The following is a 2,540-nucleotide window of genomic DNA, read 5'->3' on the forward strand; positions in this document are numbered from 1 at the left end:
CGCAACCGCGTCGCGTTGTCCGAGCCGGGCATGTAGGCTGCCGACGCTCGCCGACGGCCCCGATGATGGTGTGTGGGTCAGTCCGAGCGGCCGTTTTCCGCACGGTCCAGATTGACAATTCCCACGACCCGGTTGCCGTTGCCGACGAAGGTCAGCTCGTCGAAGCCGACCATGCGGGCCAGGGCGATGCCGCGTCCGTGCGTGGCATCCGACTGCGAGGCGTCGACCGACAGGTAGCGGTTGAAATCGAAGCCCGATCCCATGTCCGTGACCGTGAAGATCACCCGGCCACCGTTGCGCTCCACATGCAGGGTGGCGAATTTGTCGCGATGCTCTGCCGATGCCAGACGCGCCTCGATCTCGCGCGCCAGCATGCCACTGGCCTTCAGGCGGCCCTTCGCCTCGAACCCGATGCCGAGGTTGCCGTGCTCGACCGCATTCATCAGGATCTCCGACAGGCCGAAGCCGAGGCTGTTGGCGGTGACGGCGACCGATGACAGGGTGATGGCGAGGTTTTGCGCCTCCTGCGGCGTGCGGAAGCGGAAACGCCCGTCGCACAGCAACCCGATGGCGTCGGACCGGCAGCGCAGGTCGCCCTGCAGGCTCTTCAGCCGACCGGTCGTTTCCTCCGCTGCGCGGACGACGGAGCGCAGCAGGGCGCCGTCATAGGGCTTGATCAGGTAATAGAACACGCCGGCGCGGATGGCGGCTGCGATGTCGGCGCTGCTGTCGGAGACGGTCTGAACGATGACGGGAATATCGGCCAGCTGCGGTTCGCGTTTCATCCGCTCGTACAATTCCAGCCCGTCGCCGTCGGACAGCCGGCGGTCGAGCAGGACGACATGGATCGCCGATCCGCCGGTCGACAGGATCTCCCAAGCCTGCGCCTTGCTTTCCGCTTCCAGCGTCCGGTAGCCGATGCGCGACAGATAGCCGGCGACTATGGCGCGGGTCATTTCCTCGTCATCGACAACCAGAGCGGTGACGGCGTCGGCCATGGTCGGCATAGGCTCCAAAGATTCTTGGTGTGTGGGAGAAAAATCAACAATATTTTACAGAAACTTCCCCTATTGCACAATCGCCGGCGGCATTGCGTCGCAGCATTGCCCGTATGCAAGGCAAGGGGGCGACGGTCAGCCGGCTGTCGTCAGCAGCGCCTCCGCGGCCTTGCGGGCGGCTGACAGCTCGTCAGCGACGCGCTCTCCCGCGACGGCCGTCAGCGCCTCATGATCGCCCCGCCGGGCGGCGGCGACCAGATGATGAGCGGCAGCGGCCATTCGGTCGAAACCGACATTGGCGGCGGAGCCCTTCAGAAAATGGGCTTCCCGTTCGATGCCCGCGCAGTCGCCGCGGGCAATGGCGGCGCGCAGCAAGTCGAGATGCCGCGGACTGTCGCTGAAGAAGATATCCAGCAGCACAGCAAACCCATCCTTGCCCAGGGCATCGCGCAACTCCTCGATCTTCTCGGTGTTGACAGTGATAGGTTCCGACTCGGGTTCCAGCGACGACGCCTGCGCCGGCAGCACGGCGTCGGCATTGCTGCCCGCGGCTGGATGAACGAAGCGGGCGATCGTGTCCAGAAGCTTGCGGGCATTGATCGGCTTTGACAGGTAGTCGTCCATGCCCGCCTCCAGGCAGATGGCGGCATCGCCCTGCATGGCGTTGGCGGTCAACGCGATGATGGGAATGCCGGCAACCGGTCCGGACAATCGGCGAATGCGCCGCGTCGCCGTCAACCCGTCCATCACCGGCATCTGCACGTCCATCAGGACAAGGTCGTAGGGCCGGGCGGTCACCGCCTCCACCGCCTCCTCTCCGTTCGACACCGCTTCTGCGCTATGGCCGGCGCGACGCAGCAGGGCCAGCGTCAGCTGTTGGTTGACGGGATTGTCTTCCGCCACCAGCACACGGGCGCGTGACGCCGTCTCTGGATGCCCGGCGGTGTTGCCGTTGGAGGTACCGACAGCCGTCGGTCCAGCCGGTGGCGGCGCTTGGGGTTCCAACAGACGGGCGAGGCACTGGCACAGCGTGCCGAACCGGATCGGCTTCGGCAGGTGGGTGTCGACAGGCGCCTGTTCCGCCCCCTGTCCCTCAAGCCTTTGGGAGGAGGCGAGCGCCAGCCGGATGCCGGCCAGTTCGGGAATGGCGCGGATGCGTCGGGCCACCTCCGACCCGGTCAGGCCGGGCATGCGATGGTCGATGATTGCCGCGTCGAAGGGCTTGCCGTCACGGGCGGCGGCGACCAGCCGGTCCAGCGCCAGCTCTCCACTTGCGGCTGTCTCGATGACGATGCCGAAGCCGTCGAGCTGCCGCGTCAGCAGGTCACGGTTGACGGCAATGTCATCGACCAGCAGCAGGCGTCGTCCGGCCCAATTCCCCGTGGGGGCGGGCGGATGGCCACTGCCGGTGCTCCGCTTCAGCGGGATGGTCACCCAGAAGACGCTCCCCGCTCCCGGCTGGCTGTCCACCCCGATCCGGCCCCCCATCAGCTCCGCCAGCCGCTTGCAGAATCGCAGCCCGAGTCCAGTGCCGCCATGGCG

Annotated in this window: 2 protein-coding genes; both read right to left on the bottom strand. The window is 66.7% G+C overall.

Features of this window, described 5'->3' with window-relative positions:
- Window positions 1-77: 77 nt before the first annotated feature.
- Window positions 78-1,007 carry a response regulator gene (locus I71_RS03780; RefSeq protein ID WP_244433615.1) on the bottom strand — a complete coding sequence of 310 codons (930 nt, stop codon included), beginning with the start codon at window positions 1,005-1,007 and terminating at the stop codon, window positions 78-80.
- Window positions 1,008-1,133: 126 nt separating this feature from the next.
- The coding region (locus I71_RS03785; protein ID WP_042690840.1) for a response regulator at window positions 1,134-2,540 on the bottom strand (1,407 nt) is incomplete at its 5' end.

The organism is Azospirillum sp. B506 (assembly GCF_000333595.1).
Lineage (GTDB): Bacteria > Pseudomonadota > Alphaproteobacteria > Azospirillales > Azospirillaceae > Azospirillum.